The 26,440-nt window shown below is 63.8% G+C and carries 27 protein-coding genes; 2 read left to right on the top strand and 25 right to left on the bottom strand.

The annotated features are described in order from the left end of the window. Positions 1-79: 79 nt before the first annotated feature. The 9 genes from Q1V43_RS04975 to Q1V43_RS05015 form a co-directional block, all read right to left on the bottom strand. Positions 80-502 (bottom strand): MarR family transcriptional regulator, encoded by a 423-nt coding sequence (locus Q1V43_RS04975; protein WP_300514700.1) that lies wholly within the window; start codon positions 500-502, stop codon positions 80-82. A gap of 87 nt (positions 503-589) precedes the next feature. Beyond that, the gene (locus tag Q1V43_RS04980) at positions 590-1,348 is read right to left on the bottom strand and encodes a methyltransferase domain-containing protein (RefSeq protein ID WP_300514701.1); all 759 of its coding nucleotides are present in this window, start codon (positions 1,346-1,348) and stop codon (positions 590-592) included. Then, positions 1,345-1,959 carry a pimeloyl-ACP methyl esterase BioG family protein gene (locus Q1V43_RS04985; protein ID WP_300514702.1) on the bottom strand — a complete coding sequence of 205 codons (615 nt, stop codon included), beginning with the start codon at positions 1,957-1,959 and terminating at the stop codon, positions 1,345-1,347. The genes Q1V43_RS04980 and Q1V43_RS04985 overlap by 4 nt, the downstream gene beginning before the upstream one ends. Next, positions 1,960-3,243: an adenosylmethionine--8-amino-7-oxononanoate transaminase gene (gene bioA, locus Q1V43_RS04990; protein WP_300514703.1), complete on the bottom strand. Its 1,284-nt coding sequence runs from the start codon at positions 3,241-3,243 to the stop codon at positions 1,960-1,962. It lies immediately after the preceding gene. Then, the gene (bioD, locus tag Q1V43_RS04995; protein ID WP_300514705.1) at positions 3,240-3,860 is read right to left on the bottom strand and encodes a dethiobiotin synthase; all 621 of its coding nucleotides are present in this window, start codon (positions 3,858-3,860) and stop codon (positions 3,240-3,242) included. Before bioD ends, bioA begins: the two co-directional genes overlap by 4 nt. Continuing rightward, positions 3,857-4,987 (bottom strand): aminotransferase class I/II-fold pyridoxal phosphate-dependent enzyme, encoded by a 1,131-nt coding sequence (locus tag Q1V43_RS05000; RefSeq protein WP_300514707.1) that lies wholly within the window; start codon positions 4,985-4,987, stop codon positions 3,857-3,859. The genes bioD and Q1V43_RS05000 overlap by 4 nt, the downstream gene beginning before the upstream one ends. Beyond that, a complete protein-coding gene (gene bioB / locus Q1V43_RS05005) occupies positions 4,984-6,015 on the bottom strand; it encodes a biotin synthase BioB (protein WP_300514709.1) in 1,032 nt (343 codons plus the stop codon). Before bioB ends, Q1V43_RS05000 begins: the two co-directional genes overlap by 4 nt. A 397-nt stretch (positions 6,016-6,412) precedes the next feature. Beyond that, entirely contained in the window at positions 6,413-7,672 is a 1,260-nt protein-coding gene (locus Q1V43_RS05010) for an aminotransferase class V-fold PLP-dependent enzyme (RefSeq protein ID WP_300514711.1), read from the bottom strand. An 18-nt stretch (positions 7,673-7,690) separates the two neighbouring features. Beyond that, a complete protein-coding gene (locus Q1V43_RS05015; protein WP_300514713.1) occupies positions 7,691-7,897 on the bottom strand; it encodes a hypothetical protein in 207 nt (68 codons plus the stop codon). Positions 7,898-7,957: 60 nt separating this feature from the next. On the opposite strand from Q1V43_RS05015, the gene speB reads away from it, so the two are divergent. Continuing rightward, positions 7,958-8,923, top strand: coding sequence for an agmatinase (speB, locus tag Q1V43_RS05020; RefSeq protein WP_300514716.1), 966 nt, complete (start codon positions 7,958-7,960; stop codon positions 8,921-8,923). Positions 8,924-9,132: 209 nt separating this feature from the next. Here speB and Q1V43_RS05025 read toward each other — a convergent pair whose 3' ends face one another. The 12 genes from Q1V43_RS05025 to Q1V43_RS05080 form a co-directional block, all read right to left on the bottom strand. Continuing rightward, complete coding sequence (locus Q1V43_RS05025) at positions 9,133-9,609, bottom strand: prepilin peptidase (protein WP_300514719.1); 477 nt, start codon at positions 9,607-9,609, stop codon at positions 9,133-9,135. A 1-nt stretch (position 9,610) separates the two neighbouring features. Then, positions 9,611-10,399 carry a helix-turn-helix transcriptional regulator gene (locus tag Q1V43_RS05030; RefSeq protein ID WP_300514722.1) on the bottom strand — a complete coding sequence of 263 codons (789 nt, stop codon included), beginning with the start codon at positions 10,397-10,399 and terminating at the stop codon, positions 9,611-9,613. A 325-nt stretch (positions 10,400-10,724) separates the two neighbouring features. After that, positions 10,725-11,726 carry a type II secretion system F family protein gene (locus Q1V43_RS05035; RefSeq protein ID WP_300514725.1) on the bottom strand — a complete coding sequence of 334 codons (1,002 nt, stop codon included), beginning with the start codon at positions 11,724-11,726 and terminating at the stop codon, positions 10,725-10,727. A 14-nt stretch (positions 11,727-11,740) separates the two neighbouring features. Continuing rightward, positions 11,741-12,694, bottom strand: a complete 954-nt coding sequence (locus Q1V43_RS05040) for a type II secretion system F family protein (RefSeq protein ID WP_300514727.1) — start codon at positions 12,692-12,694, stop codon at positions 11,741-11,743. A gap of 3 nt (positions 12,695-12,697) precedes the next feature. Continuing rightward, complete coding sequence (locus Q1V43_RS05045) at positions 12,698-14,086, bottom strand: CpaF family protein (RefSeq protein ID WP_300514729.1); 1,389 nt, start codon at positions 14,084-14,086, stop codon at positions 12,698-12,700. Positions 14,087-14,095: 9 nt separating this feature from the next. Beyond that, positions 14,096-15,319, bottom strand: a complete 1,224-nt coding sequence (locus Q1V43_RS05050; RefSeq protein WP_300514731.1) for an AAA family ATPase — start codon at positions 15,317-15,319, stop codon at positions 14,096-14,098. A 61-nt stretch (positions 15,320-15,380) separates the two neighbouring features. Further along, positions 15,381-16,193, bottom strand: coding sequence for a Flp pilus assembly protein CpaB (cpaB, locus tag Q1V43_RS05055; protein WP_300514733.1), 813 nt, complete (start codon positions 16,191-16,193; stop codon positions 15,381-15,383). Positions 16,194-16,226: 33 nt separating this feature from the next. Beyond that, on the bottom strand, positions 16,227-16,403 hold the full coding sequence (locus tag Q1V43_RS05060) for a hypothetical protein (protein ID WP_300514735.1): 177 nt from the start codon (positions 16,401-16,403) through the stop codon (positions 16,227-16,229). A 140-nt stretch (positions 16,404-16,543) separates the two neighbouring features. After that, positions 16,544-16,723, bottom strand: a complete 180-nt coding sequence (locus Q1V43_RS05065) for a hypothetical protein (protein WP_300514737.1) — start codon at positions 16,721-16,723, stop codon at positions 16,544-16,546. A 473-nt stretch (positions 16,724-17,196) separates the two neighbouring features. Beyond that, entirely contained in the window at positions 17,197-19,665 is a 2,469-nt protein-coding gene (locus tag Q1V43_RS05070) for an FAD-dependent oxidoreductase (protein ID WP_300514739.1), read from the bottom strand. Positions 19,666-19,676: 11 nt separating this feature from the next. After that, entirely contained in the window at positions 19,677-20,756 is a 1,080-nt protein-coding gene (locus tag Q1V43_RS05075; protein WP_300514741.1) for an alcohol dehydrogenase family protein, read from the bottom strand. Positions 20,757-20,765: 9 nt separating this feature from the next. Continuing rightward, complete coding sequence (locus tag Q1V43_RS05080) at positions 20,766-21,941, bottom strand: mandelate racemase/muconate lactonizing enzyme family protein (RefSeq protein ID WP_300514743.1); 1,176 nt, start codon at positions 21,939-21,941, stop codon at positions 20,766-20,768. Positions 21,942-22,054: 113 nt separating this feature from the next. Here Q1V43_RS05080 and Q1V43_RS05085 point away from each other — a divergent pair, with 113 nt between their 5' ends. Beyond that, positions 22,055-22,969 carry a LysR substrate-binding domain-containing protein gene (locus Q1V43_RS05085; RefSeq protein WP_300514744.1) on the top strand — a complete coding sequence of 305 codons (915 nt, stop codon included), beginning with the start codon at positions 22,055-22,057 and terminating at the stop codon, positions 22,967-22,969. Between the two features lie 74 nt (positions 22,970-23,043). Here the strand turns inward: Q1V43_RS05085 and Q1V43_RS05090 are convergent, their stop codons facing one another. The 4 genes from Q1V43_RS05090 to Q1V43_RS05105 all read right to left on the bottom strand — a co-directional run. Then, the gene (locus tag Q1V43_RS05090; protein ID WP_300514746.1) at positions 23,044-23,664 is read right to left on the bottom strand and encodes a class I SAM-dependent methyltransferase; all 621 of its coding nucleotides are present in this window, start codon (positions 23,662-23,664) and stop codon (positions 23,044-23,046) included. A 184-nt stretch (positions 23,665-23,848) separates the two neighbouring features. After that, complete coding sequence (locus tag Q1V43_RS05095) at positions 23,849-24,040, bottom strand: hypothetical protein (RefSeq protein WP_300514749.1); 192 nt, start codon at positions 24,038-24,040, stop codon at positions 23,849-23,851. Between the two features lie 252 nt (positions 24,041-24,292). Next, positions 24,293-26,176: an FAD-dependent monooxygenase gene (locus Q1V43_RS05100; RefSeq protein WP_300514751.1), complete on the bottom strand. Its 1,884-nt coding sequence runs from the start codon at positions 26,174-26,176 to the stop codon at positions 24,293-24,295. A 132-nt stretch (positions 26,177-26,308) separates the two neighbouring features. Continuing rightward, on the bottom strand, positions 26,309-26,440 hold a 132-nt coding region (locus Q1V43_RS05105), incomplete at its 5' end, for a transposase (protein ID WP_300514761.1).

A 26,440-nucleotide genomic window follows, 5' to 3' on the forward strand; every position in this document is an offset into this window, starting at 1 on the left:
CCCTTTTTAGGTGTTACTCATAATTGATATGGTTAATATCTATATAATTGCCAAGGAGTCAATCGGTACGCATAACGGGTTAGTCCGCGGACAGGGCCTTTGCGGCAAGTGTCAGGAATTGCTCGCTTTCCTCGGTCGTCAAGCGCCCCAGGATATCCTGCTGCATATCGCGCACCACCGGGGTGACAGCGGTCAGAATCGCCTCCCCCTGCTGGGTCAGGCTGACTTCCCGCGCCCGCCGATCGCGTTTACTGGCTACGCGCAGGACAAGTCCCTTGGCCTCCAACCGGTCAATCACGCCACCGATGGTCGCCTTGTCATAGGCAATCAACGCCGCGATCCCCGCCTGGTCGGTCCCGGGGTATGCGCCAATCGCATCAAGCGCGGCAAATTGAACGGGTGTCAGATTCATTCCCGCCGTTCTGGCCCGTTCGGCAAATATCTGCGTCGACTGCTGGTGCAGCCGACGGATCAGGTGCCCGGCCATACGCTGTGCTTCCATCCGCGCCTCCCGGAAAAATCGCAAGGAAACCGTATCCCGTCGAAAATAGGATGTATACACATCTTCTTCGCAGGGTTCAGCCCCGGCTCAGGCCGGTTTGTGCGCGACGATCCAGACCGGATGGTAGGTCAGCGACACGCCGTCTTCGGTGCCGAACGCCCGGTCGTAGTCAGCGATGAACCGCGCCAGTCGCGATTTGCTCCAAGCCCCCTGCGCCCGCGCATTGACCCCTGTGTGACGCAGGTGACGCAGAACATCGAGCGGCGTTGGAAAGAGCTGCTGCCGAAGCACCTCTCCGGTCGCCACGACATCAAGCGCCCCGGACACGGCCTTGGCCAGGGCTTCCGGCGTGCAAAGCCCCGGCGCCCGCGCCTTGGATCCCAGCCGGGACAGTTCACGATACTGGTCCGGGCCAAACCCCGACACGGCAAGCCAGCCACCGGGCGCCAGTTGGGTCGCGGCCTTGCGCAGAATACGCTCCGGGTTTTCGAGCCATTGAATGGTCGAGGCCGAGACCACCAGGTCCAGAGGTGTGGGCCAGGTCAGGGCTTCGGCGTCTCCCGGCAGGAATTCCGCGCCGTGGGCCTCGGCGGTGGCCCGGGCTTCCGGCATCAGGTCGTTGAGCGTCAGCCGGTCGAATGTGATCGATTCCATCAGCGCGCGGGTCAGGTGGCCGGTGCCACAGCCAAATTCGAAGGCCCGCGCGAAATATCCGGGGGCCTCGGCGTCGCGCAGAGCCGCTACAAGGTGTTCAGCGACCCAGACCTGCTGGTCCGCCGCCCCGTGATAGCTGTCGAAGCTGCGGCTGAAACTGCGCTGCACACGATCGGAATGGCGCGGGGTCATGCGAACCACCCCTCCCATCTTTGCCCCGGCCGGAAGGGCACATGTCCGCCGTCGACCTCCCGCAGCCCCGCGTGCCCGGCCCAGGCCAGCTTTTGCGCGCGAGTCGGGATGATGCGGTCGCGGGCGGGGATCCAAACCCGGTCGAAACCGGGATCCGGCGCCGGGCCGCGATCGGCGATAGCCAGCAGCTCATCCCGCGCTGCGTCGATATCGATGTTGGGCGCGGGGCCGTCCAGACCGGCACGGCGACAGAATTTGGCAAAGCTCGCCGAGGTCAGCGACTCGGCGGTCAAACGTACCGTTTCAGGTGCGATGCCCTTGTCCGCATCCGCCGGGTACAACGTCCCGGCCACGGCAACCCTGCGCTGAACCTGCGCTCCGGTCTGCGCCAGCCAATGCGCTGCCGAAACGGCACCGAAGGAATAGGCCAAGAGCGACACACGGTCATAGCCTGCCAGCCCCGGCACCGCGTCCAATGTGGTGTAGTCCTGCACCAGCAGCACGTCCTCCTCCCCGACGAGCCCCGCAAACGGGGCCGCGCCCAGTGCCCAGCCGGCAAAGACAAGGATCAGATCGGAGGTGCCGGTCCGCGCCAGCCACTGGCGTTGCATTCAATCGCCTTTCGCCAAAGCCACCATCGCCGAGGTGATCCGCGACAACTCGTCGGGCGAGATCACATAGGGCGGCATGCAGTAGATATTGCGCGCGAAGGGGCGCAGCCACACGCCGGTTTCCACTGCTGCGCGGTGGGCAGCGGCGGGATCGACGGTGTCTTGCATCTCTATCACGCCAATGGCGCCCAGGACCCGCACATGGGCCACGCCGGGCAGATCGGCGGCGGGGGCCAGTTCCTCGCGCATCTGCGCCTCGATCCCGGCGACACGCGTCTGCCAGTCGTTTTCGGCCAACAGGGTCAGACTGGCCACCCCGGCGGCACAGGCCAGCGGGTTGGCCATATAGGTCGGGCCATGCATGAACACGCCCGCCTCGCTGTTGCCGATCTCCATCGCTACATGGGCCGAGGTCACGGTGGCGGCGAAAGAGATATGCCCGCCGGTCAGCGCCTTGCCGAGGCAGACGATGTCTGGCGTTACCCCCGCGTGATCCATCGCAAAAAGCTTGCCGGTACGGCCAAAGCCGGTGGCGATCTCGTCAAAGATCAAAAGCACGTTGTGGGCGTCGCAGAGTTCCCGCGCGCCGCGCAGGTAGCCCGGGTGATAGAAATACATGCCGCCCGCGCCCTGCACGAGCGGTTCAAGGATCAGCGCCGCGATCCGGTCTTCCTTTTCGATCAGCAGGGCCTCCAGCGCGGCAAGGCCGTTGTCCTCGGGCGCCTCGGGCCACGCATCCTGCAACCGCACGGCTGGACGCGGCAGGAAATGCTGGATCGACAGAGCGCCGCGGAACAGACCGTGCATGCCGTTCACCGGATCGCAGACGCTCATCGCCTTCCAGGTGTCGCCGTGATAGCCGCCGCGAATGGTGGCGAACTCCACCTTGCCGCTGCGCCCCTGCGCCATCTGGTATTGCACCGCCATCTTCAGCGCCACCTCGACCGAGACCGAGCCGCTGTCGCAGTAGAAAATGCGGTCGAGCTCGCCCGGCAACAGGTCGAGCATCTTCTGCCCCAGGTCCACCGCAGGCTGGTGGGTCAGACCGCCGAACATGACATGCGGCAGTGTATCCAGTTGCGCCTGCATCGCGGCGGTGATGGCCGGGTGACGGTGGCCGTGGATGGCGCACCACCAGGACGACATGGCGTCGATCATCTTGCCGCCATCCGCGCGGGTCAGCCAGACACCCTCGGCCCCGGTGATCAGGTGCATCGGACCGGGATTGGCGACGTTGGTGTAAGGGTGCCAGAGGTGCTGGGCATCAAACTCGATCGGGGTCATAGCGCGCCTCGGATCCTGTTCATGTCGATGGCTTCAAAGGCCTGCGCCAGGCTTTTGGGCGTCACTTCGGCAATCGGGTCGAGGCGCCCCAGGTGGGGCACATCGGACATCTGCTTGATAGTCTCCTCGACCAGCGGTTCGGCCTCGCCGGAGAAAGCCACGCCAATCACCGGGCAGCCCGCGCCCTGCAGGGCCATCAGCGACAGGGTGGTGTGGTTGATCGTACCCAGCTGCGTGCGCGCAACCAGGATCACCGGAGCCTTCCAGCGGGCGATCAGGTCCAGGTAATAGGTCCGGCGGTTCAGGGGCACCATCAGCCCCCCGGCCCCTTCGACCACCAGCGGGCCGTCGACCTCGGGCAGGGTCAGGGCATCCGGGTCGATCTCGACCCCGTCGGCCTCGGCGGACAGATGCGGCGAGGCGGGGAGCTGCAACCGGTAGGTTTCCGGCAGCGGGGTGACACCGGACAGGCGCGCGACGACTTCGCTGTCGGTCTCATCTTCCAGACCCGATTGCACCGGCTTCCAATAGGCCGCTCCCAAGGCAGCGGTCAGGCCAGCGGAGAAGAGGGTCTTGCCGACGCCGGTATCGGTGCCGGCTACGATCAGGGCGGTCATGGCTGCTCCTGCTGAGTTTCGCAAATGGCTTGAAACAGGGCCGAGATGTCATCCCGCGTGACATTGCCGGTGATCGAGACGCGCAGCCGCGAGGTGCCGCGCGGCACGGTGGGCGGGCGAATGCCACGCACGTCGAAGCCCTTGTTTTGCAGGGTTTTCGCGGTCTTGATGGTGCGTTCGTCGTCGCCAAGGATGACCGGGACGATCTGGCTCTCCAACCCGGCAAGCCCCAGATGCGCGCGGGCTTCGGCATGGGCATGGGCAACGCGGGTCTGGGCGGCGGATTGCAGGGACGGGTCAGATTGCAATGCACCCAGCGCGGCGCGCACCAGGGCGGCGGTTAGCGGCGCGGGGGCGGTGGCAAAGATAAAGGGCCGCGCGCGGTTTATCAGCGTGTCCGCCATGACCTTCGGCCCGCAGATCAGCCCGCCCGACAAGCCCAGCCCTTTGCCGCAGGTGTGCAGGGTCAGAACCTCGGCATCGAGCCCATGGGCAAGCCCCGCGCCGTGAGGACCGAAGACGCCGGTCGCATGGGCCTCGTCCACCACCAGCACGGCGTCTTCTTCGCGCGCCAGGGCGGCAAGATCGGCCAGCGGGGCCAGATCGCCTTCCATCGAATAGACGCTTTCCACCGCGATCCAGACTTGACCGGAGCCGCCATCGGCGCGCCAGGCGGCAAGCACATCGCGCGCGGCGCCGGGGTCGTTATGGGCGAAGGCGCGGGTTTCGGCGCGACCCAGACGCATGCCTTCATGGGCGCTGGCGTGAACCAATGCGTCATGCAGGATGAGGTCGCCCTTGGCAGGCAAGGTGGAGAACAGCGCCTGATTGGCCTGAAATCCCCCGCCCATGAACAGGGCGGCCTCGGTGCCGAAGAAGGCGGCGGCCTCGGCTTCCAGAGCCTCATGTTCGGCGTGGTTGCCGCGCAGCAGGCGCGAGCCGCCCGCGCCCAGCGGCACGCCGCGATCCAGTGCGTCCCGCGCGGCTTGGGTCAGCACCGGCGCGCCCGACAGGCCCAGGTAGTCATTCGACGCAAAATCCAGCCCCTGCGCCGGGATCAGCCGTCGCAAGCGATGGCGCGCGGCCAGGGCGTCCAGCGCACCGGAAAGCCGCGCGGTTGCGCTCATTCAGCGGCCTCGACCTTTGCAAAGGGCTTCAGGTTGGGCGGCTGGATCTGCGGCGCTGAACGATGGTCACAGTGGTCCTCGGCCGTCATCGGCTTGATGCCCAGTTTGGCGAACAGCGCCATATCATTGTCTTCCTCGGGGTTGTCGGCGGTCAGCAGCGTGTCGCCCACGAAAATCGAGTTCGCCCCGGCAAAGAAGCACAGCGCCTGGGTTTCGTCCGACATGTCGGTGCGGCCTGCCGACAGGCGCACATGCGAGGTCGGCATCAGGATACGCGCGACCGCGATAATGCGCACGAAGTCGATCGGGTCGACCGGAGCGGCATCGGCCAGCGGCGTGTCGGCCTGCGGCATCAGCATGTTGATCGGCACGCTGTCGGGCGCCTCGTCCAGATTGGCGAGCGAGACCAGCATGTCGATGCGGTCCTGTTTTTCTTCGCCCATGCCCAGGATCCCGCCCGAACACACCTTGATCCCCGCCTCGCGTACGCGGTTCAGCGTGTCGATGCGGTCTGCGAAGGTGCGGGTGGTGATGACCTCCGGATAGTAGCGTTCCGAGGTGTCGATATTGTGGTTGTAGTAATCCAGACCCGCGTCGCGCAGACGGAAAACCTGGTTGTCATCCAGCATGCCAAGGGTCATGCAGCTTTCCATGCCCAGCGCCTTTACGCCCTCGACCATGGCAATGAGCTGATCCATGTCGCGTTCCTTGGGCTCGCGCCAGGCCGCACCCATGCAGTAGCGCGTGGCGCCCGCGTCCTTGGCCTTGCGGGCCTCGGTCAGCACACGCTCGACTTCGACCAGTTTCGACGCGGACAGTTTCGAGCCGTTGCGGGCCGATTGCGAGCAGTAGGCGCAGTCCTCGGCACAGCCGCCGGTCTTGATCGACAGGAGCTTGGACATCTGCACCTTGTTCGGATCAAAGTTCTCGCGGTGGACCGTCTGCGCCTTGAAAAGCAGGTCCATGAAGGGCAGGTCGTACAGGGCCTGCGCGGCGTCTCGGGTCCAGCCGGTCGCTTGATTGGTCATTTTATCTATAGAATCCCGCATTTGATTCGGTCACAGGCGAGATTTATAGATAATCCAGCCCGGCGCAACACGTTAGCGCCGAACCCCGGCGCGAAGCGTCGCTGCGTCACTTTTCCCTTAACACAGCTGGCCCCGCCCCCGCGCCCGCGAATTTGCCGCATTTGGCAAAAAACTTACGCCCGGGTTCTGTCCATGTGGTCCGGACCCGAATTGCAGGTCGATGGTTTTTGAGTGGCACGTCGGCAAAACGGTGTGGATCGAGACCACGGCCCGACGGTCGGATCGGTAAGCGGGCACGGATCGCGGCGTCGATCTCGGGCGGCACATGGGCCGGGTCCGGTTGGGCCAACAGCGCCCGCGTGCGCTGCCGGGCGCGGTTCCGGCCCCGGCATGAGCGTCAGCCCTGCGCGGCCAGTTCCTTCACGGCAACCAGCAGCTTGGCCACTTCGCCTTCGGTGTTGTAGTGGCACAGCGAAATGCGGATGCAGTCCGGCAGGCCCAGCGGGGTCAGCACGTTGCCCGAGTAGTGATCCGCCTTGCGGGTGTGGGTGCGAATGCCCTGCCGGTTCAGGGTCTCGACCACATCCGGCGAATCCATGCCGTCCACCACGATCGAGACCAGCCCCTCGCGCGCCGGGTTGTCCTCGCCGGCCAGAATCTTCACGTGATCCATGTCGCGCAGCCCGGGCAGGTTGCCGGTGCCATTGATCATCGCGTTGGTCAGGTGCGCCTCATAGACGTGGATCGCGCGCCCGGCGGCCTCGATCCGTTTGCGCGGCTCGGTTTCGCTTGAGACTTCGCCGCCCAGCCAGTCGAAATAGGCGACCACGTCTGAGACCGTGGCGAAAGAACCGGTGTCGCGGGTGCCGAATTCCCAGCCCGTCGCAGGGGCGTCGATCAGCATGTCATGGGGCGCGCTGCTGAGCCGGTCCGAAATCCAGGCGATGCCATAGCCATGGCGCGAGAAGACCTTGTAGGGCGAGATCACGTAGCCATCGACATCATAGGCGTCCAGGTCCATCTGGCCGTGGGCGGCGTGCTGAATGCCGTCGACGATGATCATGCAGTCCGGCGCCACCGCGCGGATCGCTTTCGAGATCGCCGCCACATCCATGCCCATGCCTGTCACCGGCGAGGCATGCAGGATCGTCGCCACCGCCACGTGCGGGGTCATCAGCGCGGCGTAATCCTCGGCGGTGACAAGGCCCGTCGCGTCGCAGTGGGGCACGTTGACATAGTCGAGCCGGGAAATCCCCGCCCAGCGACGCGCGGCAGAGCGTGTGGCAGGGTGTTCGATCGAGGAACCGATCACCTTGCCCCCCTCGGGCGCGTTCACGCAGGCGGTGCGGATCAGGCGGAACAGAAGCTCGGTGCCGCTTTCGCCAGCAAAGAACTGCCCGGACGGTGCGTTCATGAACAGGGCCAGGTCCGTCTTGGCCCGGTTGATCACGTCCTGCGTGCCCTGTCCCGCCGGGTTGATGCGGCCAGGGTTGTCGGGAATTGCAGCGTAGAACCCCGAGGTCTCGACCACTTTCTTCAGCGTCAGGGCACCTCCGGCGTTTTCGAAGAAGATGCGCTCGCCCTGAAACGGGCAGCTGTCCACATGGGCGAACCGGTCGCGGATCGCGGCGATGAGTGCGGGGTTGTCTTGGATCATTCTGTGTTCCTATGGGTCTCAGAGCGCACGGTTCACGATGGTGCGGCACAGCTCGGCCCCACCGATATGGCTGTTTTTGGGGAAGCCGTCGACCGAATCGTCGACAAACCCCTGGGTCGGGTTGATCAGGGTGTTCCCGACCAAGGTGTCCAGCAACCAATCATCGCCCTGCCCTTCCCGATCATCCTCTTGATCGTGCCCGGCCTTTTCGTCACTTTTCCTCAAACCGCCCTGTTCCTGCCGGAACTGGCCTATCGCTCATCACACGAAAGAACGGAGAACCACATGTCAGGACACGGGTACGAAAGCGGGCGTCTGAACCTGCCCTTCGTCGGAATCTCGACCTTCGGCAAGAAACCCTATGTCGAGGATTGGGACGCAATCGACGCTGACGTCGCGATCCTTGGGGCGCCGTTCGACTTCGGCTGCCAGTTCCGCTCCGGCGCGCGGTTCGGTCCGCGTTCGGTGCGCGAAGCCTCGACGTTGTTCAGCTTTGGCCACGCCGGCGCCTATGACCACGAGGACGACGCAACCTACCTGGGCAAGGACGTGCGTATCGTGGACATCGGCGACGCCGACATCATCCACACCAAGACCGATGAAAGCCACGCCAATATCGAATACGGGGTGAAGAAGATCCTCGATGCGGGTGCCATCCCCGTAACCATCGGCGGCGACCATTCGGTCAACATTCCCTGCATCCGCGCCTTTGCCGGGGATTGCGCCGACAAGGGGCCGATCCACGTGGTGCAAATCGACGCCCATCTGGATTTCGTCGACGAACGCCGGGGCGTGACCGAGGGGCACGGCAACCCGATGCGCCGCGCGATCGAGAAGGACTATGTTTCGGGCATGACCCAGTTGGGCATTCGCAACGTGTCGTCCACCGCCAAGGAAGGCTATGACGACGCCCGCGCAAGAGGATCGGACATCCTGTCGGTCCGCCAGGTACGCAAGCTGGGAACCGAGGGCGTTCTGAACCGCATCCCCGAGGGCGCGCGCTATTACGTCACCATCGACATCGACGCCTTCTGCCCGTCCATCGCGCCGGGCACGGGTACGCCCAGCCACGGCGGGTTTCAATATTACGACGTGCTGGAAATCCTGCAGGGCCTGAGCAAGCGCGGCGACGTCGTGGGCATCGACCTTGTGGAAGTGGCCCCGGCCTATGACCCGTCCGAAAGCACCCAGATCCTGGCCGCCCAGCTGCTTCTGAACTTCATCGGCTTCATTTTCCACAACAAGGGCTGAGTTTCCTTCCCGTGGCGGTTTTCCTTCCCCGCCCCGGTCCCCGGCCGCGAATACCCCCGTTCGCGGCCATTTTTCATTGTGCTTCAGACTGCCGCGCGCAGGGCCCGTTTCAGGGCCAACACCGCCGGGCCTATCGCCACACGCCCGGCCAGCGGATGATCTGCGGGCAGAGAAAACAGCGGATCACAGTTTCAGCAAGGACCCGCAGGTCAGATCGGCGGAGTAATCAGCGCCAGCTGGAATAGCCCCGCGAGTGCGATCGAGATGCCCATCGGGAACTTGCCCCGGGCTCTGATCCCCACCAGGTCGGAATTGCGAAAGACGCGCGCAATGCGCAGGGCCATCACAAATAGCACCCCCAACACCAATGCCACGGAAAAGGCATAGCCGAACAAGGTCAACGTCTGCGGCGGCACGAACAGCATCAGGGCCGCCAGCATCTTGACGTCCCCGCCGCCGACCAGACGCAGCGCGAAAGCGGCGGTCCCCAAAGCAAATACCGTCACCGCTGCGCCAAGGCGCCAGGCAATCTCGGACCAGCCCAAAAGAGGGGTGCAGAGCACGAACAGCCCGACTGCAATCCCCACCAGCAGGTTCGGGATTCGCATGTGCCGCAGGTCGTTCCAGGCCACGGCACAGAGCACAGGCATGAGAAGAAGAAGCGGCAGGACGGCTTGCCAGGTCATGTCAGGCCACCCGACTGCCGGACCGCGACCCGACATCCGGCACCGACCGGTCCGAGATAAGCTGATAGACCAGCTCGGCGATATTCTCGGTCTCGGTCTTCAGATAGATGTTGCGCAGATGCGTCCGAAGCGTCGACCGGCAGATGCCCAGTTCTTCACGGACCCGGCGCGCTGTCAGCCCCTTGCTGAGCATGAGGCAGACACGGAACTCCGCACGGCTCAACCGGGCCGGATTGCTCATCCCCAGGATCGGCCCCGGCGTCGCCGAGGCCCGGTTGGCCTCACGACGCTTCAGAAAACTCTCGATGAAACTGCCGGGGTTTCGGTTGGCCCAGGTGCTGGCCAGGGTCGATGCAACCATGTTCAGCACCGCATGATCCGCGGCACAGAGCCGCTCGCGATAGTGGATTTCGAGAAAATCGACCGACTTCTCGTCAGAGCCAAGCGGCACGATCGCCAGCTCGGCCAGACCACGGCGGCGCTGAAAAGTTTCCAGAGCCGGATCCACATCTTCGGCCACGTAGCTGGACAACCAGATCGTGCCCGGTTTGGACTTGCCGACATAGGCACCCAGAACCGGCCGGGCAAAGGAGCGGTTCAGGATGCGAGGATCTTGCGGATCCGCAAGCGTGTCATGGCTCACGACCTTCGGTCTTGCCGTTTCATCGCGCGGCAAGCGCGCTACGGCGACCGCCTCGGCCGAAATTCCATCGGCCAAGTCTACCAGTGCCTTTTTCATCGGAGCGTGGCCATGCAGACATTCACACCACTGTGCGACGGCCCCGATCATTCCGATCTCGCCAGCCGTTTTTTGAACTGGCGGGTCAGAACGCGAATATTCTTTCCCCATTTCCCCCTCCACGCAAAATTTACCCATACTCCTAAAAACTGCAGCTCGAGGAGGCCCCAATGACAAGAACATGAAAACTCGTTTGATACCAATATTTTACGATTCTCTCGGCACGGCTTGTCAAGGTGAAGTCAGGAAAATCACGCAACCGGGGCCAAACACAACCCAAGGGTGTGAATATCCCCGACCCTGGGACGCGACGGGGGAGATTATGGCGAAATTAGGGCAAGATTGTGGCGGAAACAAACTGTTGATTTCGTGCGAATCAACCCCCGAAGTAGCGAATATAGCGGATCAGAACCGGCCCAATGGTCAACAGGATCAAGGCGGGCAGCATCAGGGAGGCCAAAACCGCGCTCATCTTGACCGGCAGCTTGTTGGCCATTTCCTGCGCTTTCACTTCGCGAATGGTGCGCAATTCGTCGGCGTGAGTTGTCAGGGCATCGGACATGTTGGTGCCGAACTGGATCGACTGCTGGACCACGTTGGCGAAGGCCGAAACAATGTCCACCCCGGTGCGGTCGGCCATGTCATTCAAGGCCTTGCCGCGGTCGAGCCCCGCCTGCACCTGGCGCTGCACGGTCAGGAATTCGAACGCGATGTCCGGCGACACGGTGGCCAATTCGTTGCCCACCCGCGTCATTGCGGCGTCAAACCCCAGGCCTGCTTCGACCGAGATCCGCAGGAGGTCCAGCGCGTTCGGGAAGCCCTCCTCAACCCGCTGCATTCGGGCAGACACCCGATTGTTCAGCCAGAACACCGGAACAAAATAGCCCGCAAGGACCAGCCAGATCAGGGCCAGGACAGTCTGCATGTGGCTCAGACCACCGACAAAATTGCCCAGCATCGGGGGCAAGGTGATCCCCGGCAGACGGTAAGCCGTCAACAGCGCCAGCAGAACGGCCGGGAACAAAATGGCCATGGTCACGCGCGCCAGCAGGAACCTCCCCAGCACACCGGGTTGCGGATATCCAGCCTGCGCCAAACGTTTCTGCAAGGCACTGCGCTTGGCGGCATCAGCCGGAAAAAATGATTTCATTACACCGCGCGGGTCTAGCTCGGAAGATTGCAGCAAACCGCGATCCTGACGCGCCTGACGCCGGGTCCGGGTCGCCGCCGCCATACGCGCGGCGGCAACGCTGCGACGCGAGGTCAGGGACATCACCCCCGCAGTCACCAGCACTACACCGATGCCCAGACCGGCAATCAGGATGGTTTCGGGCTGCGACGCAAGGCCATTCATGTACTCGGTGATCAGCTCGAACATGGGTCAGCCCTCCTTCAGATGTGGAAATTGACCAGTTTCTTCAGAACCAGGAAGTTCAGCACGGTGAACCCCACGATTGCCATCGCCATGGGCATGAACAGCGGATCCTCCGCCACCCCACCGTAATAGTCGGGCGTCATCACCGAGGTGAAACCGAAGATCACCAGCGGCAGGGCCGACAGGAACCAGGCCGACAGCCGCCCCTCGGACGAGATCGCGCGGATCGAGCGGCGCATGGCGATGCGGTCGCGGATGACCTTTGCCAGAACCTCGACCACGCGGGCCAGGTCGCCGCCGGTGCCGTGCTGGATGCCGATGCTGGCCGAGAGGTAGTTCACGTCCTCGATGCGCACCCGTTCGGAAAACTCCTGAAAAGCGTCCGTCAGTTCGTCACCATAGTTGGTCTGGTCGTGAATCAGGCCGAACTCGGTGCCGATCGGATCCGGCATTTCGGCGGCCACGGTGCCGATGGAGGTGCTGAGCGGGTGGCCAACTTTCAGCCCCCGCGCCATCAGGTCCAGCGCATCGGGCAGTTGGTGCACCAGCAGTTTCATGCGCTGATCCCGCTTCACCCTCAGCAGGGCGATCGGCAGGACAAGGCCCAGGCCCGCCGCAGCCAGTCCGGCCCGGCCCGGTCCGAGCACCGGCAGCCCGATGGCAAAACTGACGAAGGCCAACACGCCACAGAGGCTGAGAAACGTGCGAGGCGCCATGGCGAACCCGGCCTGACGCAGGAGCATCGGCAACCGGCCGCGCCAGCCTTGGTCGACGGGCGGTTTCAACAGGGCCAGCAGCTCCGCCGAGCTCTTGCCCTCTGCGATCATGCGCAGGCGGCGGCTCTTGGCCTCGGTGCCGCTTTCGCGGCGGCTGAGCAGCTGGGCCGCACCAGTGAACAGCAGGAGCACACCCAGCGCGATGCCGGAATAAATCAGGTAGACGATGTCCTGTTGGCGCAGAAGATCGAACATGACTCACCCCCCCGGCGCTGTGGAAAAGATATCTTGGTCCAGGTCGATCCCGGCCGCCACCAAATGTTCGGCGCAATGGGGACGCAGCCCGGTCGGGATGAATTCTCCCAGCACTTCGCCATTTTCTCCCATGCCCTTGCGGCGGTAGATGAAGATGTCCTGCATCGAGATCACATCACCCTCCATGCCGGTCAGCTCGGATACGGACATCACCTGGCGGCGACCGTCCGACAGACGGGCCAACTGCACCACGAAATTCAGCCCCGAGGCAATCTGGGACCGGATGGCGGACATGGGGAACTCCATGCCGATCATCGACACCATCTGTTCGATGCGGCCCAGCGCGTCGCGTGCCGAATTCGCATGGATCGTCGTCATCGACCCATCGTGGCCGGTATTCATCGCTTGCAGCATGTCGAAGGCCTCGGCACCGCGCACCTCACCCACGATGATCCGGTCCGGACGCATTCTCAGAGCGTTGCGCACGAGGTCGCGCTGTACCACGGCTCCACCGCCACTTGGATTCGGCGGGCGTGTTTCCAGGCGCACCACATGTTCCTGTTGCATTTGCAGTTCCGCCGCGTCCTCGATCGTGACGATGCGTTCACGCCCGTCGATCCCGGCCGAAAGGGCGTTCAGCATCGTGGTTTTGCCCGACCCGGTGCCGCCCGATATCAGGATATTGACCCGCGCCCGCACCAGCCCGCGCAGGAACCGTGCCGCACGGCCGGTCAACGCGCCGTTGGCAACGATCCGTTTCAGGGTCAGCGGCGACTTGGAGAACTTGCGGATCGAAATCGACGGCCCGTCGATGGCACAGGGGCGGATGATCGCATTCACGCGGCTGCCGTCCTCCAGCCGGGCATCCACCCAGGGATTGCTTTCATCGATCCGCCGCCCGATGCGCGAGACGATCTTGTCGATAATGCGCAGCAGGTGCTTTTCATCGCGAAACCGCGTAGGCGAGCGTTCCAGCACGCCGCCGCGTTCGACGAATACATCACGATGACCGTTCACCAGGATGTCGTTGATGGTCGGGTCGGCCAGCAGGGGTTCAAGCGGGCCGAGGCCCAGCACCTCGTCCATCAGTTCATCCACCACGCGGGTGAACTTTGGCGAGGGCATGGGGCGGTTTTCTTCGGCCAGAACCTGGCCGACCAGAGCGGCCACCTCGCGGCGCAGTTCTGCCTGGTCGATTTTTTCGATCACCGCCAGGTTCAACCGGTCCAGCAGCGCGTCGTGCAGCCGGCCCTTGAGTTCGAGCATTTCCTTCAGTTCGCGGTCAACCGGGCCCGGCCCGGTAGCGCCGGGTGAAGCACTCGCCAACTCCGCGCCCAGAACCAACACATTGTCGGAGTCGCGGGTCTCTTTTTTGGTAAACGTGCTGAACATCGCGGCCTCCTAGTGGTATTTCGTATCTGTGGCCGCGACTTGGTCCGATCTGTCCAAGTCGGCAACGAGTTGCTGCGCCAATGCGCGAATGGCGCGCGTCATGGGCGCCCGCGCGGCGATGCTGGACAGGGGGACACCGCGATCCACCGCCTCGCGGGCGGGTTTCGGATCATGTGGAATCCAGCTGTCGAACGTGCGCTCCAGTACCTTCGAGGCCTCGGTATGGTGCCGGCCCCGGATCATGGGTTTTTTCTCGTGGTTGATGACCACGTTTATGGAAAGGCCGAGGTTGTCCTCGGTAAAACTGTCGATCAGGCGGCGCGCCTGGTGGATCGAAGGCACGGCCGTATCTGTCACCAGCAACATGCGGTCGCTTTGTTTCAGCACCGGCGCCAGCCATTCGACAAGAGCTCGCGGCAGATCGACCACCACGTAGTCGAAGCGGCGGCGCAGGGCGCCCATGAGCCTGTCCACCTGATCCCTGGTCAACGCGTCCAGCGGCATCGGACGCGCGGGCGCGGTCAAAACGAAAAGGCCCGGCGTTTTCTCGACCAGGGCCGCATCCAGCCACGTGCCGTCAATCTTGCCGCCGTTCGAAGCAAGCTGGAACAGCGCCTCATTCGGCTCCAGGTCCAGAAAACTGCCCACGCCGCCGAACTGCAGATCCAGATCGACCAGCACCACGCGATTGCCCGGTGCCTTACGGCGCCGCGAAGGGCGCGCGATCTGGTCTGCCAGGTTCGCAGCCAGCGTGGTGGCACCAATGCCGCCGCGCGCCTGGGCGACCGAAATCAGCTTGCCAAGGCTCTGCGCCGTTTCACTCACCTCTATCGAGGTGGCGCGCGCGGACTTGGCCCAGTGGGTCAGCCGTGTTTCCAGTTCGTCGCGTGTCAGCGTGTCGGGCAGGACGTCGTCCACCCCTGCGCGGGTCAGTTCGCCGGCCTCGGCCAGCGAGGTGTCGGCGGGCGTGATCGCCAGGATCACCGCCGCGGGATCAGCCTGGGCGCGCAGGGCTCGAATGGCGGCCAGGTCACGCTCCCTTGCGTGATCGGTCCGGAACACGACGAGGTCATGCGCGCCGGCCAGCTTGACGGCTTGGCCATTCATCTCGGTCAGAGTGGCTTTGTGTTCTTCCAGCGAGACCGACGGCAACTCGCGCAGGGTCTCACCCAGCCGGTCCGCCTGTTCCCCGGGCGTCGCGATCAGGACAACGGATTTGAAATCTTCTGCCATGTCTTCCCCTCCCGGTTCCCGCCAGTCCTCGGCAGGGAAACCACACGCTCCACGTTCCAGATTACCGCAGTTCCTCGACCTCTTCGGCAGTGCCGCGACGCACCAGGATCGTGCGGATCACTTTCGCCTCTTCCTCTTCGGGAACCGGCGAAATATCCCGCATCAGGTCGCTCAGGCGTACCGATTCCAGCGGCTCATCCACTGCGCCATCCAGGGTACGCAGGGTCAGGCTCAAGGTGCCCGCTTTCTGGGCAAGCGCCAGGCGCTGACCCTGATCCGGCGTGACTTCGACGGTCACGGTCCGTGCCACTTCGGGGGCGTCAGTCTGTTCGTTGGAGTCCTGGTCGACACCAACAACGCGGATGTTCTGCAGGATCGTGACCGCACGCATGTTCTCGTTGCGGCCCTGGGTCAGCAGCACGTCGACGAAATCGCCCGGCGTGACGAAACCGCCCACACCGCTTTCTGCATTGACCTTGATCGCCATGGCCCGGTTGTTCGGCCCCAGCGTCTGCACGATCGTCACCTTTTCTCCGAAGTCCGAAACTTTCGAGACCAGGATCAGTTCGCCCTGTGCTATCGGGCGTCGGGCGCGTCGCGCGTCCTGGTCGCCCTTGGGCAACAGATCACCCGCGTCGCTGAAGGTGCCGATTGGCACCGCGTTGCTGGGCCAGGCAATGGTGGTCAGCATGTTGGCCTCGATCACTTGACCAAAGCCGATATCCTGCCCGGCGACATAGACCTCAACCAGGCTGACCTCGGCCTCAGCGGCGGGCTGGGCGACACGGCTTTCCAGCACGTCCCGGGCAAACCAGGTCGAGCCTCCGGCAACGGCCAGGCCGACAATTGCCGTCATAATCGCACCGATACGCATGGTATGTTCCTTTCGTGCTGTTGGGGCACCAGGTCAGTTGGGCATCTCCGCCCCGGCCACTCCGAGCGCCGCCGCAATCTCCCCACCCAACGCGGTCAGGGTGGCAGTGCCGACAAGCAGCGCCAGCGCCAGGGCAATCCCGTATTCAACGAGGGTCACACCACGGTCATCTTTCAGACAGTCGCGCAGGCGGGTCAGGATCGCAGTCATCTCGGGGCCTCTGAGTTCTCTGTAGTGTTCGTAAAAGTCGAAGGGTGGTGGGCTTGGGATGCAAATCCCACCGCCCATTCTTCTGCACACTGGTGCCGCCTCCTCAGGGACAATAAAAAAGGGGCGGCACCAAGGTGTGATCAGCCGGGCATTGCCGTGCCAGCCGCACCCATCGCATCACTGATTTCACCAGCAAGTGTGGACAGGGCAAGAGTGCCAAGGCCAACGGCAAGCGCAATGGCAATACCGTATTCGACCAGGGTGACGCCTTCATCATCATGACGCAGGCGGATCAGGGTTTTCAGAATCATGTCACGCATTTTCGAGACTCCCTCTTTGCAAGAAAGTGCCGGTCACTCGCGCGCTTGTTCGGGACAACCCCGGCCGAGCACCGATCACTGACCCCATGCTAGGAGGGCCTGTTCGCGCGGACATCGCCAGAACCGGGCAACCCTTCGCGTGTGGGTTGCAATATTTCCGACAAAACCCGATTTCGCGTAACGCGGTTCTCATCTCACCGGGAATCGGCGCGGCTCGCCGGGATGGACCCGAAGCGGGACCGCGCGCCCCGGGGCTACCACGAAGCGGTGTCCCCGGCAGCTGCGGCAAATGTTGGCGGCCGGTTGGCCGGAACAGCCGGGGTGGAGGTCTGTGCCTCTGCCTCGGCCGACATGCCGAAAGAAAGGCCCCACGATCGAGAAAACGACCTGACGAAACAGCGCAGCCATAAACAGCAAACGGGGCGCCGTGGCGACACCCTGCCCTCGTGGGTTGTGAATGCCGGTCGGCGTGCTCAGAGCCGCATATTCGCGCCATTCGGGTCGTAGATCGGCGCGCCCAGCACCTCGGCGTCGTGGAATTCGCCCAGGATTTCCACTTGCAGCCTGGTCCCCGGCGCGGCGTGCTCTGCACCGACATAGCCCATGGCCATCGACTTGCCGACCCGGTGGCCATAGCCGCCGGAGCTGACATAGCCGACCGCTTCGCCGTCCCTCAGGATCGCCTCATCATTGGACACGTCGATCCCGTCCACGTCGATCACCATTGTCACCAGTTTGGTCTTTGAACCGGCCTCGCGGGCGGCCAGGGTGGCCTCCTTGCCGACGAAGCCCTTGTTCCAGTTGATGAAGACATCCATACCGCTTTCCACGGCATCGAAGTCGGGACGGAATTCCAGGGTCCAGACGCCCCAGCCCTTCTCCAGCCGCATCGACATCAGCGCCCGTGCGCCATACCAGCGGTAGCCCAGATCGGCGCCAGCGTCTTCGATCGCCTCGGCCAGGCGCAGCAGGTATTGCGGTTTGCAGTAGATCTCGTACCCCAGTTCACCGCTGAAGGAAATCCGGTTCAGGATCACCGGCACGCCACCGACGAAGGTCTGGCGCAGGTCGCGAAACCTGAGCGCCTCGGCCGAGACATCCTCGCGGGTTAGCCGTGCCAGCAACACGCGCGACTTCGGCCCGGACAGGGCGATTCCGTGCCAGTCATCGGAGACATTGGCATAGGCCACGTCGGCGGGCAGGTCACGCTCGAACCAGCGGCGATGGGCCTCCTGCATGGCACCGGAGCCAAACAGCATGAAATGCTCCTCGCCCAGGCAGGCCACGGTCAGGTCTCCGTAGAGCTTGCCTTTCGGCGTCAGCATCGGCGTCAGCGTCAATCGGCCCGGTTTCGGCACGTAGCCCGCCAGGATGCGGTCCAGATGTGCCCGCGCGCCGGGACCCCTGAACTCGTGCTTGGCGAAGTTCGCGATCTCGATCCCGCCGACGGCTTCCTGCACCGCCTGCACTTCGCGCGCCACGTAGTCATGCGAGCGGTTGCGTTCGAAGGTGGGGACTTCATGGGCATCCTGCGGCCCGTCGGCGAACCACAGGGCGTTTTCTAGCCCAAATCCCTGCCCCATGCGCGCGCCCCTGGCGACCAGGCGGTCGTAAATGGCCGTGGTCTTCTGCATGCGGCCCTTGGGCAGGGTCTCGTTCGGGAAGGTCATGACAAAGCGGCGTTCGTAGTTTTCCGACGACTTCACAGTGCCCCAATCGGGGGTTGCGAATTCGCCGAAGCGCGCGACATCCATGGCCCAGACGTCGATCGAGGGCTCGCCGTCGATCATCCATTCGGCCATGGTCAGGCCCACGCCGCCGCCCTGGCAGAAGCCCGCCATGACGCCCACCGCGACCCAGTAATTCTTCATCCCCGGCACCGGGCCGATCATCGGGTTGCCGTCCGGGCCGAAGGTAAAGGGCCCGTTGATCATATCCTTGATCCCCGCGTTGCCGATTGCGGGAATGCGTTCGAACGACATTTCCAGACGGTCGGCGATACGGTCCAGGTCCGGTTGCAGCAGCTCGTGCCCGAAGTCCCAGGGCGTGCCGTCCACCTTCCAGGGGGTCGATTTCGGCTCGTAGGTGCCCAGAAGCATCCCCTGGCGTTCCTGGCGGAAATAGATGTTTGCCTCGTAGTCGATGCCTGCGGGCAGGCGACCGGCCTCGCCCATGCTCTCCATGCGTTCGGCGATCATCGGTATCTTTTCGGTGATCAGGTAGTGGTGCTCCATCGGCTGGACCGGCAGGTGGATACCGGACATGTGCCCGACCTCGCGCGCCCAGAGCCCACCGCAGTTCACCACCTGTTCGGCATTGATGATCCCCTTGGGCGTGGTCAGATCCCAGCTGCCGTCGGGGCGCTGTTTCATGTCGGTCACGCCGCAATGGGTGAAATACTGCGCGCCGTGCACACGGGCGGCCTTGGCGAAGGCATAGGTCGCGCCCGACGGGTCCAGATCGCCATCCTGTTCGTCCCACAGGGCCGCGTAATAATGTTTCGGGTCGATCAGCGGGTGGCGTTCGGCCAGTTCCGCGGGCGAGATGAACTCCTGATGCAGCCCCATGTAACGGGCCTTGGACCGTTCGCGTTTCAGATAGTCATACCACTCCTTGGTCGAGGCCGCATAGAAGCCACCGGTGATGTGCAAGCCAACCGAATGGCCCGACAGCTCCTCGATTTCCTTGTAGAGATCGATGGTATAGCTCTGGAGCCGCGAGATATTCGGGTCCGAACTGATGGTGTGGATCTGGCCGGCCGCGTGCCAGGAGCTGCCCGAGGTCAGCTCGTCGCGTTCCAGCAGAACCACGTCTTTCCAGCCGAATTTGGCCAGGTGGAACAGGATCGAACAGCCGACCACACCGCCGCCGATCACGACAACCTTGGCGTGGGAGGGAAGCGGTTTGCCGGTGGCGGTTTCGTCTTTCTGGATATCGGGCATGGTGTGACCTTTCAGGGCAGGAGGACAAGTTTGCCGACGAACGCCTTGCGCGCAAAGACCTCTTGCGCGGCGTGGATGTCGGAAAGGGGGAAGGTGCGGGCGACCAGCGGGCGGATCTCGCCCGCCTCGATGTAGCGGATCAGGTTGGGCATGGTTTTCGCGTCCTGCGCCGTCGCCCCGACGAAGCTCAGGTCCTTCAGATACAGGTCACGCACGTCCAGCCCCACCAGCGGGCCGCCGATCGCACCGGAGGTCGCATAGCGGCCACCGCGTTTCAGGCAGGCGATGAGCGATGCAAACCCCGCGCCGGCCACCAGATCGACCACCAGGGTGATGCTCTGTTCGCCCAGCACCCGGGCGGGGTCATCGTGGCGGTCCAGCAGGCGGTCGGCGCCCAGCACCTGCATCTGTTCATGCTTTCCCGCCGAGGCCATGGCGATCACCGTGGCGCCGCGCCGTTTGCACAGCTGAACGGCGGCCGAGCCGACCCCGCCCGAGGCACCGGTGATCAACACCACGTCACCCGCGCCGCAGCCCGCGCGGTCGATCAGGTTCTCGGCGGTGGAATAGGCACAGGGGAACGAGGCGAGCTCGACATCGCTTAGATCACTGTCAACCTTGTGGGCATGTGCGCTGCGCGCCGTGGCAAACTGGGCAAAGCCGCCGTCGCACTCCGAGCCCCAGGTGATGAAATCCCAATCGTCCGCCGCGTCGGCGGCCGGTTGCAGGCTGGCGACCATGACGCGCTCGCCGATCCGCCCTGCGTCCACCCCGTCCCCGACAGCGACGATGCGCCCGCAGGCATCCGCCCCCTGGATGCGAGGAAAGATCAGCGGACGCCCGGTCCAGCTGGCGTCCTCGGCATCGGCATCGAGGGCAGAGGCGGCAGCCTCGGTGTCGCCCTCGACCGCTTTTGAATACCAGCCGATGCGCGTGTTGATATCGGTGTTATTGATGCCCGCCGCGCCGATTTCAATCAGGACCTCGCCGGGGCCGGGCCGGGGTACGGGAACGTCGGTGCGGAACTCCAGTGCCTCGGGGCCACCATGGCCGGTCAGGTGAACGGCGTGCATCATGTCGGGAAGGGTCATGGGAACTCCTCAGTTCAGGGGCAAACGGCGGAAACGGCCCGGCATTGCAGGGTCATGGAAATGGTCGAGCGGTCCGTTGTCGATCAGGTGCTGGTGCCAGTACCGCAAGGCACCAGCATCCAGCGCCACTCCCAAGCCCGGCCCCTCGGGCACGGGGATGACGTTGTTCTTCTGGCGGAACGGCCCCCCTTCGATCACGTCGCCCACCTGCCAGCGGAACAGCGACTGGCTGGGCTCGGTAATCCAGGGCATCGCGGCGGACATGTGCAGGTAGCCCGCCGTGGCGATACCCGCGTCACCCGAATAGCACCAGAATCCGACCCCCATTGCCTCGCAGGCCCCGATGAACCGCATGGCGCGGGAAATCCCGCCCAGAACGGCAAAGTTGGTGACAATAAAGTCCGGCGCGCCCAGCGCCACCGCGCGGCGGATATCCGGCACATGGGTCGAGATCGGGATGGTGAAATGGCGCCTGAGCTCGGCCATTTCCTCGAATGTCGCGACCGGGTCTTCGTAGTTGCGGATATTGTAGGGTTCGATTTCACGAAAGACGCGCATGGCGGTGGGCAGGGACCATTGCATATTGCTGTCGAGGCGCAGCATGGCCTTTCGGCCAAGCGTTTCGCGCAGCGCCTTCACCGTATCGATTTCAAGCTCGGGATCGCCAAGGATCAGCTTGCCCTCGAACATGGTGGATCCATGCTCCTCCTGCATCCGCAGGCAATAGTCGGCCACTTCCTGTGGCGCCATCTCGCCGCCGGCGCGATAGCCGAAGTATTCGGTAAAGTGGATTTCCTTGCGCACCGCCCCGCCCAGCAGGCGGTAAAGCGGCTCCCCAGCCACCTTTCCGCGTAAGTCCCACAGCGCAATCTCGATCGCACCGAAGGCTTTCACCACCGAACTGTCATCGGTGTTCTGCACGATCTGCCAGGGCGGCACACAGAGGCTTTCACAACCCGCAATGTCCAGCGCATCCGCGCCCACCAGCCGCTCGCCCATGGCGCGGATTGTCTCGACCACATCCACGGAGGGCGCTTCGCCCAGACCCACGAGGCCCTGATCGGTCTCGACCTCGATGATCGTTTTCGACGTGCCGGGGTAATGGCCGCCGGTCCACCACATGGGCTTTTCCAGCGGAATGTTGACGGGCGTGGCGCGAAGGCCGGTAATCCTGAGGCCGGGCATCCGGGGGCTCCTCCGTAGGAATATCTCGTTTCGGGTCGGTATCTGCACAGGCTACTGCGTGGTGCCGCGCTTGTGACGCTTGAAAAAATGAATGACTTGGGTAATCTGAAATTATGCAAGAGCTTTGGAAACACTTCGGCTCCCCGCGCCATCTGGTCGTGTTCGAGGCGGCCGCGCGGCTGGCCTCCTTCACCGGGGCCGCGCGGGAGCTGAACGTGCAGCAACCCGCGGTCAGCGCCTCGATCCGGCAGCTTGAGGAAAGTCTTGGCGTGGCCCTGTTCACGCGCAGCCACCGCAAGGTCGCCCTAACCACGGCGGGCGAGCGATTGCTGGCCGATGTCACGCGCGCCTTCGAGCAGCTGTCGCATTCGGCAGCGGCAATCCGGCAGCTTTCCTTGCCAGATTACGTAACCCTGAATGCTTCGACGGCCTTCAACAACTACTGGATGATGCCGCGTCTGGCCGACCTGCAATCGCGTCACCCGCAGATCGACCTGCGATTGCAATCCAGCGACCGCGAACCCGATATCGACGCCGAGAACATCAGCCTCGCGGTGCGGCGCGGCGATGGTCACTGGCCCGGGTGTGACAGCGCGCTGATCGCCGAAGAGGTGATCTATCCGGTTGCCGCGCCCCGCGTCATGGAGGCCGCCGGACGGCTGGGCAGCCATCGCGACCTATTGACTCAACGAATGATTCACCTCGAAGAACCCGTGCGCGAGCGACCCGGCTGGAACGACTGGTTCGCCCATTTCGGCATTCGAGACACACGGGTGGAAAGCGGGTTGCGCCTGAACGATTACGCGCTGGTTCTGCAAGCGGCCATGGCGGGCGAAGGGTTCGCCTTCGGCTGGCAGCATGTGACCGATCCGCTGGTCGACCAGGGTCTGCTGGCCGCCCGGAGAGATTGGCAGTGGCGCACCGGCAAGGGGTTTTTCCTCGTCTGGTCGAAAGCCCGCCCGCCCTCGGGGGACGCAGTGCTGGTGCGGGATTGGATCTTGTCGCAGAGGGGGAAAGAGGACGGCTGAGCGCCAGCCGGTTCGGTGCCTGCGACCGTCAGGGGGCAGGTTCACGACCGTTCGGGTGGTGACGCGCCCCCGTGTCAGCCGTCCTTGCGAAAAAGGCTGAACTGGTATGACTGCGGCTTGCCGCCCGGTGTGTGATGCAGGCTGAAACGATGGGTCAGAAGCGTGAACCGCCCCCCCAGCGTTTCGGCCAAGCTGTCCGGGCTGTACCGGACAACGGGCAGGCCGCTGCAGGTCTCGGGTCCGTCCGGGGCAAATGTGGCGATGATCGCATGCCCACCGGGGCCCAGGCAGCGATCGAGCCGGGACAGGTAAGCGGCGCGGCTATCGGGGTCGGTGAGGAAATGGAACACCGCGCGGTCGTGCCAGAGGTCGTATTCCCGCGTTGGCGACCAGAGCGTTATGTCGGATGCGATCCAGTTCACCTCCTCCGTGCGCTCGCCCAGGCGACGCCGGGCCGCATCCAGGGCATTCCGGGACAGATCAAGCACCGACAGGTCGTGCAGGCCCCGCCCGATCAGGTGATCGATCAGACGCGAGGCGCCGCCCCCGATATCGATGACCGAGGTATTCGCCCTGAGCCCGGCAATCTCCGCAAGTTCGAGGGATATCGCCGGAGTCTCCTGGAACCAGCCCAACCGGGTCTCGGCCGCTCTATCGTAGACACCGTCCCAGTGTCTCTTCCTCTCCTGGTTCATTCACGGCCCCCATCCTGCCTCACACAGAAATATCGTGAGGCGAACGGGGGGTTTCAAGGTCGCGCAGGGATGCGGCCGGCGGGTTGCCGGTCAAACCATCGTCAGGTGCCCGTGCCGAACCGGACGGGGCACGGCCAGAACGCGCCCTGCGTATATCCGTGAAAATAGAACGCGTCGGCCGGGTTCAGATTTCGCAGGCCATATCCTTGCCGCAGCACGTTGGTGACTTGATCTTGCCCTCGCATTTCGGACAACGCGAGATCTGCACCTTCCTGCCGTCATCCAGTTCAAGCGTGTCGTTGACAAGCGGCTCGTTGCAATCCGCACATGTCGCATTCACGCCCATGCCACAGACACCACATCGGTAAGTCGCCATATTTTCCCCTCCTGTTCGCTGTTTCCTCAAGGGTGTGGGAAATATCGTGGCGGGTCAATCACCCTCGCAAGGTGATTGAAACCGTGGCACAGGGTCGGCGGGGCCGCATCCCGACTTCAGAACCTGGGCATCACGAAACGGGCGCCCCATGCCCCATGCAGAGCTCAGATACTCCGATGACCCCGACCTCGACGCGCCGGCGCTTCTGTGCGGGATCGGGAGAATGCAAGGGACGGGCCGGCAAGCAAGGGGTCAGATCAGGATCCCGTCGAAGAAATCTGCCAGATCCTGGCAGGCGTCCAATGGCAGGACATGGGAGACATACTGGTCCGGGCGCACCACGATCATGCAGCCGCGCGCGCGGTCGATTCCGCGCATGTCAAAGATGTCGCCCTGCCCCTTGTGATCGACACAAAAAACCTTTTCGTGATCCTGAAGTCCCAGCCTCCCGGTGCAGGGTTTCAGCAATGCGGGCATGTCTTCATAGGCGAGTTGATCGAATGTCTGCTGGAACACGGCACGGAAATCGATCACCGCGTCGATATCCTCGTCAGCTCGGGTGTGTTTCACCACCGGTGAAGTTGGGTCCTGTTCCAGCCATTTCGCAAGCCGCGAAAACGCGCCCGCGTCCTGACCCACGAAGGCATAGAGCCGCCAGCGCCCGTCGGCCCGCGCCGCATGCCCCAGCTGCATCTCCCTGGCATCCGCCAGGCGCACCACCGGGGCGGAATGAAAGCGGCGGCCGATCCTTTGCCCCGTGGCCAGGTCTTGGTGGGTGGGGGGACCAATCAGCGCCGAACGCGCATAGTGCACGGCCAACCCGCCGGTGAATTCCAGGTTTTCCTTGAACTGTCGCATGAAGAGGGGCTCGTCGCCATCCTGCTCGCTGGGTGGGGCGGACATGATCCGGGCCCATTCCTGATCCGTGTCCACCAGGCGCTTGGCCTCGGCCCAGCGCTCGGCCGAATAGCTGCGCAGGAGTCGCGCCTCCGCCCGCCCGGTCAGCACATGCGCCAGCTTCCAGCCCAGGTTGAACGTATCCTGCATCGAGACATTCATCCCCTGCCCTGCCTTCGGGCTGTGGGTGTGGCAAGCGTCGCCCGCCGTGAAAACACGCGGGTCGCGGTCTTTGCCTTCGGGCACATCGTCAAACCGGTCGGTCATGCGATGGCCGATCTCGTAGATCGACCACCAGACGACTTCCTTCACGTCGATCACATAGGGTGCCATGATCCGGTTGGCGGCCGCGATCATGTCCTCCTGTGTGAATGCGCGTTCGGCCACCCGCTCGTCCGGGCTGAGCTTGTCCAGCTCGACATACATGCGGAACAGATAGCCCCCCTCGCGCGGCAGGATCAGCACGTTGCCTTCCTGCGCCGAGGTGATCAGGCATTTCTGGCGGATGTCGGGGAAATCGGTATTGGCCAGGATGTCCATCACCCCCCATGCCTGATGCGCCGCATCGCCGTGCAGCGCCCCGCCGATTGCCTTTCGCACGTTCGAGCGCGCACCGTCACAGCCCACGACATAGTTGGCGCGGACGGTTTTCGTCTCGCCCCAGTTCACGCCGGTGTCCTCCAGCGTGACCGTCACGGGGTGCTCATCGGTGGTCGGGTCCACCCGCACGTCCTTCACGGCCCAGTTGTAATCGGGCGCCAGCCGCGCAGGAGCGTTGTGCATCACGTCCAGGAAAAGCTGGTGCAGGCGCGCCTGGTTGATCAGGATATGCGGCATTTCCGAACTGTCGTCGGCCACGTCCTGCACCCGGCCGATACGTTTGATACTGGCGGGATTGTCCGGGTCGGGCATCCAGAAGGCCGTCTGGTTCACCCAATAGCTTTCGCGCTTGACCGTGTCGGCAAACCCGAAGGCCTGGAACATCTCCATCGTGCGCGTATTGATCCCGTCGGCCTTGCCCTTCTCGATGTTGCAAGGGCTGGGCTCGACGATCATCGTCTCGATTTCGGGGAATTGTGCAAGCTGCGCGGCCAGGCACAACCCGGCCGGCCCGGTGCCGGCAATCAGCACATCCACCTTGTCGGGCAAAGGCGCATGAGCGGTGCGTTCACGACGGTTCGGCGCCGCCGCCTTGATGTCCGGATCGCCCCCACGAAATCCATCCTTGTAGAACTGCATCTTTGTTCCTCCCGGCCGCCGCATATTGCAATACATCTGACCACTCAATTAGTAGCTATACTTACCATAAGCAGTCAACAATAAAGTATGCATGCTTATTATACACGCCAATATATTGTAAATACTGAACGACTACCGGCTGGCGCCGGTAGGATCGGCGATATGGTTTTCCAGGTACTGAAGTACGATGTCTTCGGTAATGGCGCCGTTGGTGGTTGAAAAATACCCCCGCCCCCAGAATCGGCAGCCCCAGTAGCGCTTGCG

The sequence above is a fragment of the Aliiroseovarius sp. genome, from assembly GCF_030148435.1.
Taxonomy (GTDB): domain Bacteria; phylum Pseudomonadota; class Alphaproteobacteria; order Rhodobacterales; family Rhodobacteraceae; genus JASBTN01.